The following is a 13,108-nucleotide window of genomic DNA, read 5'->3' on the forward strand; positions in this document are numbered from 1 at the left end:
CATTTTCTTCTATGAATTGGTCTACAGTTTTTAAAGCAGATAATCGGTCTGTAAAGTTAGTTATATCTGTTCTTTCTTGAGTTATGGATTTAGTTAATCCATCTCTTTCTCTCCAATAATAGATTGGCCATTTAGCATCTGCTAAAACTGCGGTTGATCTGGATTTGAAATGTGCAGGGATAGTTACTGGAATATCTTCGTATAAAACTCCTTCTGGAAATTTGAAATTGTTTTCTCTCCAGAATTCTGTTTTGAATAGTTTATTCCATGCTGTTGTGTCGTATATTAATTCTGGGTTTTTAGTGATGTGTGTGTTCTCAATAGTTTCTTTGAATATTTTTTTATGTAAACTTGAATCATAATATCTTTTGGAGTTGAATCTTCTTACGTTTCCAGTTATTATGTCGTGTTTCCCGTTTTCAGACATTTCATATAATTTTTTATAAGCGTCCTTTGATAAGAAGTCATCAGAATCCACGAAAGCAATGTATTCTCCATTAACAAGAGGAATAGCGTAATTTCTTGCTTGGCCTAATCCTCCGTTGGGTTTTGTTATTAGGTGGAAGTTTTCGTATTTGTTTGCATATTCTGCAGCAATCTTACCACTGGAATCTGTTGAACCATCATTCACCATTAAAACTTCAATTTCTTTTAATGATTGATTAACTAGTGAATCCAAGCATTCTTTAAGGTATTCTTCTACATTGTAAATTGGAACAATTACACTAACTTTTATATTGTTTAACATTTCATCCCCTAATGAAATTATCTTAAATATCTAATATTCAAATTTTATTGTTAAACTCTTCAATCAAAGTGTGGGCATATTCCCAGTCATTTTTGTCATCTATTTCTGTCCATTTTAACCCGTTAGTGTAAAAATATTCAATTCTAGATTTTTTACTAAGGTCTTTATAGGTCAAATCATAATAATTTTGGACGTCTTCTGCAATTAAACCTTCTAAAATAGAATTAAACATGGATAAATCATTTTTAGATATTTTTGAAACCCCTATAAATTCTCCAGAGGCCATATCGATATTTATTCCTTTTCCAATTTCCATTATTACATTATCTTCAATCCGTATCTTAAAAGACTCTTCATTTAACTGTTTATAATTGTCCACTACGAGGGCAGTTTCGTTGATCGCAAGCAGACCTGAAATTATACGCTCATCCACAACGTTATCTCCATTGATGATTAATACATCTTCATTTAGCTGCCTGGTCGCCAAACTAACAGAACAAGATGTATTTGTTTGGGAATATCTTTTATTTTCAACGGTATTTATTTCAACATCGCATCTGTTCTTCAGGTCCTCAATTTTTTCAATTACCCTTTCTTTTTTGTGACCTAAAACTATAATAAACTTATTAATACCACTGGAAATGCAGTTTATCATCATGCGTTCCAGTAAACTCATATTATCAATCTCAAGCAGGGGTTTGGGAATATCTTTGGTTAATGGCATCAATCGGGTTCCTGTTCCTGCCGCTAATATTATTGCTATCATAAAATCACCTAACTATTTGCTATTAGTGTATTTTAATAAAAATTTTGTAAAATATTGAATTTAGCATTCCATTTTATCCCATAGTTTCTTAAAAGCTATTTTTGGAGGTATAGATTCCACTATAATATCATATACAAAATCAACAATTGTACTGTCTATAGAAGTCTTATCACATAGTGCTTTTATGGCCATTATGGAGTTTTTACCTTCAAATATTATTCCTGAGGCTTTTTCATCTACAACTATCCTTTGACCATATAACATCCCTAGAGTGTGGTTCCTACTTTCTCCAGATGTAGATGTTAAAACTACGTCTCCAAATCCACAGTAATCGTTAACCGTATCTCTTTTACCACCTAATGCTTCTATTAAGTCTTTAGTTTCATTAAATCCTTTAGTTAACACGGCATATCTTGCATTATCATTTAAATTCATTCCTTCACATATACCATAGGCAATTGCATTTATGTTCTTAATTACGCCGCAACATTCTGTCCCGATTACATCTTTGTTTAATTTAACCTTAAATTCGTCTGTAGTTAATACTTTTTTAACCAGATCCAGATGTTTTGGATCGTCAGAAGCTATATTGGCTACTGTAAACAGTGAAAGTGCAATTTCAGATGCAAAGTTAGGTCCAGATAATATAACTGGAGATCTATCAAAGTATTCTGTCACGATTTCACTCATAGTTTTTAATGATGGATATTCTATCCCTTTAGCTGTACTTACGAGTATACAGTCTTTACAGATGAATTTAGATAACTCTTTTAGAGGAGATCTAATTCCAGATGACGGAACACATAAAAATACGATATCACAACTTTTAACATGGTTAAAATCATTGACAGGGATAATATTTTCTGCTAACTTTAAATTAGGATAGTATTCAGTGTTATGTCTTGTTTTAGCTATTTCATCGACAACTCCTTTTCTTCGGGCGTATAAATAAACTGAATTTGCATTAACAGAGATAAGTTGTGCAATAGCTGTTCCGAGTCCACCGGCTCCAATAACTGAAACTTTTAAATCCATGAATTCACCTCAATAGTTGTCAAATTGAAATTAATAAAATAATCAACATATCATTAGATTCAATATTAATAAACTAATTTAAATACTAAATTGTGATTAATAATCCTTATATTTATTACTTATGTGCTAAAATAATGGAAATGAAGTAATATAATATTTCTTTTTCAAAATGAATTTAGGAGATATTTGCAATGTATTGTATTTAAAGGTTTCAAAATAAATTGTTTGTTTTTATATTAGTATAATGGTTCTAAATTTGGATAATAAGTTTTTATTGCAATAATTCTGTATCGTGTTTTTATAATAAAAAATTATTATAAATGGATACTAATAAGTATATAACTCATATAAATCTTATATTTTATATTACAATGGTTATTTGCCGATATTTATTAATACATGGTGATATTATTACTAATTATAATGGATACTTGTGGTTAGGATGATTCGCGATCTTAAATTTGATAACTTAAGGGGTTTAGCTATAATACTGGTAGTTTTTGGCCATTTTATTGGCAGCTGTTTAGTTGCTAACCGTTTTGTCGGTAGTGCTTTAGATTTAGCTTATACTTCAATATATCTTTTTCATATGCCTTTATTTATATTTATAAGTGGTTATTTCTCTAAAATTGCTTCAGATACTAATGTGAAAGCTTTAAAGAATGTTTTCATACCATATTTATTATTTAATACAGTGTGGATACTGTCTGTTTTTTTAATAGATGGAAATTTATCCAGAACTATGTATATAATACCTGGTTATGGGTTGTGGTACTTATTAAGCCTTTTCTTCTGGAGAACCTTTTTACCGGCTGCAGATAGAATAAAATATGTTTTCTGGTTTAGTATTTTATTAGCACTGTTTATAGGAGTAATTGATTTTAAATCAGACCTTTTATCAATTTCAAGGACTATATGTTTCTTCCCGGTATTTCTTTTTGGATATTATTTCAAAGATTTAAAAGAAAAGTTTACCTTTAATAAATATTTATCTGCAGGAGTTTTTGTAGCATTAATTACAGCTGCGACTTTGTTTTTTGTTTTTAAATCAAGTAGACTTCTAATGTTAAAAAATTCCTATGTTGATATGCATATGGGAAATGCAGAAGGTATAATTTTAAGACTTATAGTTATATCCGTTGGAATATTGTGTTGTATTCTTCTATTTAATATTATGACCTCTAAAAAAACATTTTTAACTAAAATGGGAAGAAATTCGCTGGCTATTTATGTTTTACATTTGTATTTTGTAAGTTATTTACCCTATATATTCAAATATTTAGGTTTTAACTTCCTATTTAAGAATTACATTTTTTGTGTGGTTTATATTGGTTTAGGGGCAATTATCGTCCTATTTGTCTTGTCTAGAGATGTAGTTAGCAATGGTGTGAGGGCATTGACTGACATTGCCGTAAAAATCTTAATAAAAGATGAATCTCAAAATAACAGTAAGTTAATTCCAGGTAATATACGTGGATTTTTAGCCAGAATATTGAATTTAAGCAGTATTTATAAAAGGTAATATCATATAAAATGGTTATTAACTTAAAAGGAAATTTCTATGGATACAAAAATTTCAGTAATTATACCTAATTTTAATGGGAGGCAGTTCATTAAAACGTGTCTTGATTCGATTAAAAGACAAAATTACTCCTTTTATGAGGTAATAATCATAGATAACGCGTCATCTGATGAAAGTGTAAGGTATATTCATGAAAATTATCCTGAATTCACTTTAATACAAAACAAAGAAAATTTGGGCTTCGCAGCTGCAGTTAATCAGGGAATTAGAAGTTCATCTTCAGATTATGTGTTTCTTTTAAATAATGATGTGGAACTAGAGCTAAATTCCATTTCAAATCTTCTAAAATGTGTTGAAAAAGATGAAAATATCTTTGCAGCCTCTTCCAAGATGATTCAATATGCAGATAGAAGCAAAATGGACGATGCTGGAGATGAATACACTGTTTTAGGCTGGACCCGGAAAGTAGGTGATGGAAAATCTCCAGATCTATATGTCACAGAAAGAGAAACTTTCAGTGCCTGCGCTGGAGCTGCTCTTTATAGAAGAAGCATTTTAGATGAACTGGGATGCTTTGATGAAAATTTCTTTGCATATATGGAAGATGTGGATATCAGCTATAGAGCAAGAATTCAAGGGTATAAATGTGTATATTGTCCTGAGGCTGTTGTCTACCATTTTGGCAGTGGAACCAGCGGTAGTAAGTATAATGAGTTTAAAATCAGATTAGCTGCGAGGAATAATATTTATGTTCCATATAAAAATATGCCATGGCCTCAACTAATAATAAACGGTATTTTTTTACTTGCAGGCTACTTCATAAAGTACATATTTTTCTTTAAAAAAGGATATGGCAGTACCTATTTAAGTGGTCTAAAAGAGGGATTTAATTCTTTAGGGAAACTTGAAAAAACGAAATATGAAAATAAAAATATTATCAATTATTTAAAGATAGAATGGTTTTTAATTAAAAATACTGTTAAATTCATTTTTTTTTAATACAAAACCTTTTCATATGCCTGTGAAAATGTAAAATGTAGTATTTGATATGATCTATAAGTATAAGTACCTGCAAATTTAATTTTTTAAATAAAGTATAAAATTTTTACTAATTATATTTAACTGGATATTATTAATTATATTTATTATCAGACTTAATTTTTTCTAGATAAGGTACTATTTTTTTATAAATATTACATATTTTTTTTAATTATTTGACTAAAGCATGTTTTTTTATTAAAAATATTATTAAATTTATTATTATATGAAAAATGTATAGTAAAGCTTATCTTTCTTATTTTAATATAATATTATAACCTCCTGAAATGTTAAATAACTTTTCAATCTTGTAATCAAAAAATTAAAGAAAGTATTACTTAAGATTGATTGTTTCAATTCTCAAGTAGAATATTTTATATAGAGGCGGAGTTTATGGACTTATCTATAATAATAGTGAACTATCGTACATATGATTTAACAAAACAAACCATAGAATCTGTAATCAACAAAAAACACCCTTTCAGTTATGAAATATATGTGGTGGACAATGCATCAGCTGACGGCAGTCTCGAAAATCTAAAAAAAGATTTTTTCAGAGAATCAGAAACTGGTCTAATTAAATTTATTGCAAATGAAGAAAATAAAGGCTTTGCCCACGCAAACAATTTGGCCCTGAATCAAATATCTTCTAAATATGTACTGTTACTTAATTCTGATACCATAGTTGTTGACGACTGCATTGAAAAATGCATAGAATACATGGAAAATGATAATGCATTAGGTGCAGTAGGATGTAAAGTTGTTCTACCAGACGGCACGTTGGATAAAGCATGTAGAAGAAGTTTTCCCGATTTCAATGTTTCATTTTATCGAATGACTGGATTGTCACACATTTTTCCAAAAAGTGAACGTTTTGGAAGGTATAACCTCACATATCTTGATGAAAATGAAACTTATGAAGTTGATTGTTTAGTTGGAGCTTTCATGATGCTAAGATCTGCTGCTATCCGTCAAGTAGGGCTTCTAGATGAAACATTTTTCATGTATGGGGAAGATATTGACTGGTGCTATAGAATTAAAGCAGCTGGCTGGAAAATAGTGTATTACAGTGATGCTGAAATAATCCATTACAAGGGAGCAAGCAGTAAACAAAAAAATAAGCTCATATATGAGTTTTACAGGGCAATGTATATATTTTACAACAAACACTACAAAGATGAGTATTCTAGAATTATAACCGCAATTACATATGCAGGAATATGGGGAATGTATGGATTAAAACTATCTTTAAACACATTAAAAATTAACTATGGCATGATTATGCCTAATAAAACTCCAAAAGAACCTGTTTCGCAACTATCTAAATAAGATATAATTGGTGAATTGGTGATGGAATGATCAGGCAAAATCAAAGATTTTTTAATCTGGCTCTAGTAATTATAGACATAATAGTAATCGCATTTTCACTCGTATGCGCATGGTTTGTCCGTTTTCAGAGTAATTTATTTATTCATGAGTCTAATTTAGGTTTTGGGTACTATATGTTATCCCTTTTAGTGATTATACCATTATATATTTTATTATATTCTGTTTTTGGTTTATATACTCCTCAAAGGACTAAAAGCGTTAGATCATTGCCTGTAAATATCATTAAAGCAAATGTTATGGGATTATTAATGCTTGTAACGTTCCTTTTTATAATTGAACAAATTGATTACTCCAGGTATTTACTTGCATTATTTGCCGTATTCAGTACCGTATTTTCCAGTATTGAAAGAATCATATTCAGACAATCACTTCGATTTATACGCAGCAAGGGTTTTAATATTAAATATATCCTAATGATAGGGGGAGGAGTACTAGGTGAACAGGTTGCAACTAAACTCAATCAGCGTGAATATCTAGGATATAATATAATTGGATTCTTAGATGATAATATTGAAAATGGACATAAAATTGCAAATTCTCAAGTAATAGGAAACATTGATGACTTATGTGATGTTATTTTAACAAATCAGATAGATAAGGTAATTATAACAATATCTCCAAGACATTCTGCTCTATTAGAATCTATAATAGATTTATGCGAAAGGTATGGTGTAAAAGCAGAAATTGTACCTGACTATTATAGATACTTCCCTGCAAAACACTATATCGATATGATAGATGACATTCCAATTATAGACGTTAGATACGTTCCTTTGGATAGTTCGTTTAAAAAAATCGTTAAAAGAATTTCAGATCTTCTATTTGCTATAATCGGCATTATCCTTCTTTCGCCTGTCCTGATTTTAACTGCCTTTATAATAAAATTAAGTTCTCCAGGACCAATTATATTTAAACAGGAAAGGATAGGGTTTAACAGGAGAAAATTTGTGATGTATAAATTTCGCAGTATGAAAATTCAGGAGGGAGAAGCAGAAAAACATCAATGGACAGTTAAAGATGACCCCCGTACCACTAAATTTGGTTCATTTATCCGGAAAACAAGTATTGATGAACTTCCACAGCTTTTTAATATATTAAAGGGAGATATGAGTTTAATAGGCCCTAGGCCTGAGCGCCCTTATTTTGTAGAAAAGTTCCGTGAGGAAGTTCCAGATTACATGATTAAACATCATGTACGTCCTGGGATGAGTGGTTGGGCTCAAGTACATGGGTGGAGAGGAAATACTTCCATCAAAAAGAGGATAGAATTTGATATCTATTATGTGGAAAACTGGACTTTAATTTTAGATGTAAAGATATTTTTAATGACTTTAATCCAGGGTTTTGTTAATAAGAATGCTTATTGAATGATTTTTGATTAGATTGAATCATACCAATATTTACCAAAGGTTATATGGTATGAATTACTATTACTATTTTTAAATTCAAGATTTGATTGTAGGTTAATAATATGTCATTGAAAGATATGTCATGGAAAAAGAGAATTGCTATCATAATTCTAGTCATTTTCATTGCAGGCATTTTATTTGTAGCTTATGAATATGAAACTACAACTTCGGATGAAAATGTACTGCAAGGAGACCATAACATACTTATTCTCTGTGCAGATCCTTCAGAAAAGAGGCCAGGTATTGGGGCTGTAGATATGGCTTTTGTAGTCCATACACATGATGGAAATATTGAAAATGTAACACCAATATATCCTGGTGGTATGGCTCATCCAACTGCTTCACCTCCTGAGTATCTAAAAGAAACGCAGGGTGTAAATAAACTTTATCTCCATGATTCCCTATGGGATGCTAATGTAGAAACTGGAACTAAGCTAGCTCAAGAGATTGTTCAATACCATACTGGCTATAAAACGGATGTTGTTGTAGTGGTAACTCCTGATGCTATAGATGCATTGATAAATGCTATTGGGCCAATATATGTTAATGGCACAGATGTTACTGGTAGTTCTATAGCTTTCGTACGAAATGAACAGTATAATGAAAGTATGAGTAGGGGCGAAGCTGTAAAATCGGTTATGAATCCTATGATGAATGCTATAAAGGATAAAAGCAAATTTTCTGCATTTTTACAGGCAGCTACCGCCCAATATGCCTTGGGAAACATAGTAGTTGTGCCAAGGGATGCATTTGTAAAGATATCTATTGCATATGGGTTTAAATCTTTACTTTAATTTGTTGAATCAAAAATTTTTCAAAAATTCCCTCAAAATCTTTGATTTTGTAACTGCAAACACAACGTGTTTGCATGTTTCATTTCCTGAACCGTGAAATCGAAGATTTCGCAGGCCACAAACACAAGGGTGTTTGTTGGCTTTGGTTTTGAGAATTTTTGCAGGATTTCCTTTTTTATTAGTTAAATAGGTAGTATTTATTCTTAACTAAGATAATATACATCATCAAATACTAATAGTAAAAACAATACTCATATACACTAAATCCACTTCAAAGTATGTTAAATAGATGATATTTATTTAAATGATGTATTAACTGATTTAAATGCAATAACTTAATTATTTTTTTTTAAAATTAAAATTTAGTTAAAATCTATGGTTTATGAGTTTCCCATACGTCTTCAATTTCATTTAATGAAAATTCACCCAATTTACGATGGAATTGAGTATTATTCCAGTAATTAAACCATACTTCTGAATGTATAAGTTCAATATAGTTTGTATTCACTTTGTAAATATTAAATCGTAATTTAACGCTTAATAACACGCCCTCAGTAACTTTGAAAATTTCTTTATTTTTTTTAGATTCCTCTTTTATAAACCCAATGTCTTTAATTTTTTCTATAAATTCTGTTTTTTCCAACTAAAATTCCTCTTTAAAATTTGTATAGTAATCTGTTCTTTTGTAATAAATAGTTTTTTTAAGTGAGCTTTATAACCGTGCCGATCTAACAAGATTAATTACAGTTGTACAAAGCCCACGGGTTTGAGAGTTTTTGACAGTTTTTCGAGTACTGATTCTATTTTTTTTAAAATATATCTTTAATTTTGAGTATTGCATATTGGCATACTTACCACAAATAGAAACAATAAATTACCTGAAAATATTTAATATCATTTAAAGAATAATCATAAATTATGCTTTGAAATTATGTAAAAATATGCTTAAATAGCGAGTATTATTTGTGCAATACTAATAGTATTATATAATACGTTAACAAATTTAACTAATGTATAATAGTAAGGTGTTTTGATGTCATCAGACAGTAATAGGGGCAAGTCATTTGATCTAAATTTCTTTGAAAATTTAAAAAGATCAAATGAGGACCATGGATATTTAATATGTCATAAATGTTATGGATATTATCCTCTTAAAGAAAATGAATCACCAGATGATTTTTTAGAATGTGAATGTGGTAGTGATCTGGAATTTTATGAAGATATTGATGATTTTATAAAGATCAAAGATTCAAAAGACTTATACGGGGATAACTCCGGAACAGTGAACGGTAATTATGATGAACTGCAAGAAATAGAAAATGCCATTAAAAGCAAATCTGAGAAGAGAAAAAAGTTTTTTGAAGAGTTATCAATGCGTATTAAAATGCAGGAAGACATATTGGCTGAGATCAATTATGGAGAAAACGGACTATGGGATACACTTGAAGAAAAAAGTTTAGATGAAAGCATCATTGAAACTACTACTGTAAATATGGCTGTACAGGAAAATAATTTTTTATCACATGTTAAAAAGCAGCGGTCAAGGGCAGAACGTGCAGAAAGCCATTATTTTACAAAAATAAGTGCAACTTTATTTATTATAACTGCTTTTGTGCTTTTATTTTTATATGCAACGACTTAAAATCATGTTCTTTATTTTAAGTAATTATTTTAACGCACATGTTCACAAAAACTTCGGTTTTGCAAGCCGCCGAAAATTCGTAGAATTTTCTGGGTATCAAAAATTCAAGGAATTTTTGAGCACCGCCGAAAAATCGTGGATTTTTAGGGCTGCAAAATTAGAAATTTTGCAAGCTATCAAAAGATTTGTCAGCTGCGATTTTTACATGTCCTATGATCATGTGCACAGTTCATGCTTTATGTTAAATTATAATATCAATTAATTATATGAAATTATATTTGGAAGAGTGTAATTTACTTAACCATATGACCCATAAAAATTCAAAGTAACATCTGCACAACTATTTAGACATGAGCGTAGTTAAAATTTAGAAAAGGGATGAAAACCCCATAACTGATATAAAAACTAAAAAAAAGTTTTAAACTTTTATTGCTTTTTCTACAGCTTCCAGTGTTTTTTGAATATCTTCATTATCATGCATGGATGATATGAAACAGCATTCAAACTGTGATGGTGGAATGAAAACTCCATTTTTAAGTAAAGTCTGGAAATACTGGTTGAACTTTTCAGTATCTGCAGATTTAGCACTGATATAATCATATACTTCTTTATCTGTAAAGTATAACTGGAACATGGAGCTTAAACCAGATATTTTAAAGTTCAAATTATTATCAGAGAGTATATCTTGAATTCCAGTTCTTATCATCTTTCCTTTTCTTTTTGATTCTGCATAAAAATTATCATTAAGCTGGTTTAACATTGCAAGTCCTGCAGTAATTGACACTGGATTTCCATTAAATGTCCCTGCCTGATAAACAGTGCCCGCTGGAGCTATCATTTCCATAATCTCTTTTTTACCTGCTAAAGCACCGATAGGGAATCCTCCACCAAGAATTTTACCGAAAGTTACAAGATCTGGAGTTACACCAAAATATTCTTGAGCTCCACCTTCAGCTATCCTAAAACCAGTGATAACTTCATCAAATATTAAGATAATATTATTTTGGCCTGTCATTTCACGTAAAAATTTTAAATAGTCTTCTTTTGGGGGAATAAAACCCACATTTCCCATTATAGGTTCTACAATTATGGCTGCAATGTCATTTTTTTCTCTTTCTATTAAATCTACCACAGCTTCTTTATCGTTAAAAGGTATTAGAACTGTATTTTTTGTTGTATCTTCTGGCACACCTGGCGAATCTGGTAATCCAGCAGCTCCAGAACCTGATTTAACGAGAACGTAATCATGTGCTCCATGATAAGATCCTTCAAATTTAATGATCTTTTTTTTACTGGTAGCTGCTCTTGCGAGTCTTATTGCGCTCATTGTTGCTTCTGTACCTGAATTTACAAACCGAACCATTTCGGCACATGGTACTTTTTTAATTACAAGTTTTGCAAGCTTAATTTCATTTTCTGTAGGAACACCATATGCTGAACCAATTTTAAGCTGTTCTGCAACTTTGCCAATTATTTTTTCGTTGGCATGACCTAAAACGAGAGGCCCATATGCGAGGCAGTAATCTATATATGAATTTCCATCAACATCTATTATTTTTGAACCTTTTGCTTCTTTTGCAAAGAATGGATATGGTTTATAAGCTCTAACAGGAGAATTTACTCCTCCTGGGAGATAATTTTGGGCTTCTTTGAATAATTCTTCAGATTTCATATTTTTAACTCCTTATCTTGTTAGCTAATGGGGTAAGTTTGAAATAATTAAATGTAATTTAGTTATGGGTTTACGTATGGTGTACTATTTAACTAATTTTTCAAGTCCAATAAGTGAATTTGCAATGGCCACTGCAACTGGGGTCCCGCCTTTTGGTCCTTTGGTTATAATATGAGGTATTTTAGTTTTTGCAAGTACTTCTTTAGATTCTGCAGCACCGACAAATCCAACTGGGACCCCTGCAATGGATCTAGCTTTCATACCTTCATTTTCAACCAGATTTATAGCTTCAAAAAGTGCTGTGGGAGCGTTTCCAATTACAATAATTCCATCAAAACCCTCTTCCTGTGCAACGCGCATTGCAGCGGCTGCTCGAGTTATCTGTTCTTCTTTTGCAAGTTTAATGGCATCTTCATGGCTGATATAGCACTTTATTTCACCTTCATATTTATTTATTCCAACTTTGACCATATTTATGTCTGTAAGAATATCTTTCCTGGCTTTAATTGCTTTTATACTTTCATCTACAAAATTAGAAGATACTCTGCTGATATCTGCATATTCAGGATCTGCTGTGGAGTGAACTATTCTCTCAACTATCCTTTGCTCGGCTGGAGAAAGATCTTTTATTTTATCTGCAATTAATGATCTTACTATTTCTCTACTTTTAGAGGCTATATCATAGCCCTGTTTTGTTGATGCACCCATGAAAATAGAATCGTTACCCATTTTTTCACATCTTAGATTTTTGATTTTAATTGTTACTATATTTAAAGAAGACATAGGATATAAATCTGCAATATCTGATTCAATATTTCTTATGCTCATGTCTGACACGCGCATGAATTATACATGTTAAATTGTAAGTTTATAATGAATTATCTTTAAATATATAATTCAACCATATCGCATGAAAATTACATTATTTTATAATTACATTATTTTGCACAACTTCTGCACATGATCGTTTCTCAATTTTTAATTGGTGATGAGAATTTATATTTTTTTGCTGTTTGCATCTGGGTTGTACATAGTCTCAATTTCTGATTTTGATATTTTGAATTTTATTTATAGTTTAATTTCCAATTTTTTT

At 30.5% G+C, this 13,108-nt stretch carries 12 protein-coding genes; 6 read left to right on the forward strand and 6 right to left on the reverse strand.

What is annotated here, in order from left to right; all coding sequences use genetic code 11:
- The 3 genes from AAGU07_RS00005 to AAGU07_RS00015 form a co-directional block, all read right to left on the reverse strand.
- Positions 1-679, reverse strand: a 679-nt coding sequence (locus tag AAGU07_RS00005) for a glycosyltransferase (protein WP_342457172.1), incomplete at its 3' end; no start/stop codon positions are given.
- Between the two features lie 106 nt (positions 680-785).
- Entirely contained in the window at positions 786-1,514 is a 729-nt protein-coding gene (locus tag AAGU07_RS00010) for a phosphocholine cytidylyltransferase family protein (protein ID WP_342457173.1), read from the reverse strand.
- A gap of 60 nt (positions 1,515-1,574) precedes the next feature.
- Complete coding sequence (locus AAGU07_RS00015) at positions 1,575-2,549, reverse strand: NAD(P)H-dependent glycerol-3-phosphate dehydrogenase (protein WP_342457174.1); 975 nt, start codon at positions 2,547-2,549, stop codon at positions 1,575-1,577.
- A 442-nt stretch (positions 2,550-2,991) separates the two neighbouring features.
- Here AAGU07_RS00015 and AAGU07_RS00020 point away from each other — a divergent pair, with 442 nt between their 5' ends.
- From AAGU07_RS00020 to AAGU07_RS00040, 5 genes are all read left to right on the forward strand, one after another.
- A complete protein-coding gene (locus AAGU07_RS00020) occupies positions 2,992-4,071 on the forward strand; it encodes an acyltransferase family protein (protein WP_342457175.1) in 1,080 nt (359 codons plus the stop codon).
- 39 nt (positions 4,072-4,110) lie between these two features.
- Positions 4,111-5,070 (forward strand): glycosyltransferase family 2 protein, encoded by a 960-nt coding sequence (locus tag AAGU07_RS00025; protein WP_342457176.1) that lies wholly within the window; start codon positions 4,111-4,113, stop codon positions 5,068-5,070.
- Between the two features lie 432 nt (positions 5,071-5,502).
- Positions 5,503-6,438, forward strand: a complete 936-nt coding sequence (locus tag AAGU07_RS00030; RefSeq protein WP_342457177.1) for a glycosyltransferase family 2 protein — start codon at positions 5,503-5,505, stop codon at positions 6,436-6,438.
- Between the two features lie 26 nt (positions 6,439-6,464).
- Positions 6,465-7,865 carry an undecaprenyl-phosphate glucose phosphotransferase gene (locus AAGU07_RS00035; RefSeq protein ID WP_342457178.1) on the forward strand — a complete coding sequence of 467 codons (1,401 nt, stop codon included), beginning with the start codon at positions 6,465-6,467 and terminating at the stop codon, positions 7,863-7,865.
- 104 nt (positions 7,866-7,969) lie between these two features.
- Positions 7,970-8,701 carry a DUF4012 domain-containing protein gene (locus AAGU07_RS00040; protein WP_342457179.1) on the forward strand — a complete coding sequence of 244 codons (732 nt, stop codon included), beginning with the start codon at positions 7,970-7,972 and terminating at the stop codon, positions 8,699-8,701.
- Positions 8,702-9,074: 373 nt separating this feature from the next.
- Here AAGU07_RS00040 and AAGU07_RS00045 read toward each other — a convergent pair whose 3' ends face one another.
- Entirely contained in the window at positions 9,075-9,344 is a 270-nt protein-coding gene (locus AAGU07_RS00045) for a hypothetical protein (protein ID WP_342457180.1), read from the reverse strand.
- Between the two features lie 390 nt (positions 9,345-9,734).
- Between AAGU07_RS00045 and AAGU07_RS00050 the strand changes: the two genes are divergently transcribed.
- Positions 9,735-10,343 (forward strand): hypothetical protein, encoded by a 609-nt coding sequence (locus AAGU07_RS00050; protein WP_342457181.1) that lies wholly within the window; start codon positions 9,735-9,737, stop codon positions 10,341-10,343.
- Positions 10,344-10,761: 418 nt separating this feature from the next.
- Here the strand turns inward: AAGU07_RS00050 and hemL are convergent, their stop codons facing one another.
- Together hemL and AAGU07_RS00060 are read right to left on the reverse strand one after the other, a co-directional pair.
- Complete coding sequence (gene hemL / locus AAGU07_RS00055; RefSeq protein ID WP_342457182.1) at positions 10,762-12,015, reverse strand: glutamate-1-semialdehyde 2,1-aminomutase; 1,254 nt, start codon at positions 12,013-12,015, stop codon at positions 10,762-10,764.
- Between the two features lie 84 nt (positions 12,016-12,099).
- A complete protein-coding gene (locus AAGU07_RS00060) occupies positions 12,100-12,744 on the reverse strand; it encodes a cobalt-precorrin-8 methylmutase (protein ID WP_342459324.1) in 645 nt (214 codons plus the stop codon).
- Between the last annotated feature and the right edge of the window lie 364 nt (positions 12,745-13,108).

Source organism: Methanobacterium sp. (assembly GCF_038562635.1).
Lineage (GTDB): Archaea > Methanobacteriota > Methanobacteria > Methanobacteriales > Methanobacteriaceae > Methanobacterium_D.

What these genes read in the sequence shown, in the direction of transcription:
- AAGU07_RS00040 (WP_342457179.1), top strand. Translation starts at nt 7,970, where the DNA reads ATGTCATTGAAAGATATGTCATGGAAAAAGAGAATTGCTATCATAATT.
- hemL (WP_342457182.1), bottom strand. Translation starts at nt 12,015, where the DNA reads ATGAAATCTGAAGAATTATTCAAAGAAGCCCAAAATTATCTCCCAGGA.
- AAGU07_RS00035 (WP_342457178.1), top strand. Translation starts at nt 6,465, where the DNA reads ATGATCAGGCAAAATCAAAGATTTTTTAATCTGGCTCTAGTAATTATA.
- AAGU07_RS00025 (WP_342457176.1), top strand. Translation starts at nt 4,111, where the DNA reads ATGGATACAAAAATTTCAGTAATTATACCTAATTTTAATGGGAGGCAG.
- AAGU07_RS00015 (WP_342457174.1), bottom strand. Translation starts at nt 2,549, where the DNA reads ATGGATTTAAAAGTTTCAGTTATTGGAGCCGGTGGACTCGGAACAGCT.
- AAGU07_RS00050 (WP_342457181.1), top strand. Translation starts at nt 9,735, where the DNA reads ATGTCATCAGACAGTAATAGGGGCAAGTCATTTGATCTAAATTTCTTT.
- AAGU07_RS00060 (WP_342459324.1), bottom strand. Translation starts at nt 12,744, where the DNA reads ATGGGTAACGATTCTATTTTCATGGGTGCATCAACAAAACAGGGCTAT.
- AAGU07_RS00020 (WP_342457175.1), top strand. Translation starts at nt 2,992, where the DNA reads ATGATTCGCGATCTTAAATTTGATAACTTAAGGGGTTTAGCTATAATA.
- AAGU07_RS00010 (WP_342457173.1), bottom strand. Translation starts at nt 1,514, where the DNA reads ATGATAGCAATAATATTAGCGGCAGGAACAGGAACCCGATTGATGCCA.
- AAGU07_RS00030 (WP_342457177.1), top strand. Translation starts at nt 5,503, where the DNA reads ATGGACTTATCTATAATAATAGTGAACTATCGTACATATGATTTAACA.